The organism is Vibrio sp. Y176 (assembly GCF_033438945.1).
The window spans coordinates 1-579 of record NZ_JAWOQS010000877.1 but is presented as its reverse complement, the minus strand read 5'-3'; the positions used below and the strand labels follow the sequence as shown (position 1 = coordinate 579).

At 44.4% G+C, this 579-nt stretch carries 1 pseudogene; it reads left to right on the top strand.

Going from position 1 to position 579, the window contains the following annotated elements:
* Positions 1–579: pseudogene (locus R7O13_RS29175) on the top strand (response regulator); the annotation flags it as partial.

Genomic DNA, 579 nt, shown 5'->3' with positions numbered 1-579 from the left:
CACTTACATTAAGCGCTACTACGAAAAGAACGAAAATACCTTCCGAGGCGGCATCTTCACCAAACTGAATTTTGTGCGCTGCCACTTATATAGAGCGCTCAATGCACCTTCAAATCAATGCTTTGAAAACCTCCTGTTTGGATTAAACCCACTGATTGGTGAAATAGAGAAGAACTCACAATTCAAAGCCCAATTTGCATTGATTGACGCGCACATCGCGCTGATTCGTGGTGATTTAAAAGCCGCTATTTCTCAAGTCAGAGCGGTACTAGCCAGCAATCAACTGTCGCACTTCTATGATCTTTACCATCTGTGCGTACTGCTCGAACGTTGTTCATTTTTAAGTGAAATGAAATCGATGTTGCCACGTGCTCGCCGAGCCATTGCCGAAGCGCAACATCCAAGTATTTTCCGAAGCCAAGTGCACATGCTCAAAAGCCTGGAAGTGCGCCTGCAAGAATCGCAGACCAAAATCGAGCAAATCCGAAGACAGATTACCGCTCAGAAGTCAATTTCAGCATCAGAATTAACAATACACTTTGATCGCTACTTTCAACTGCACGACCTTCTTCCTCACTA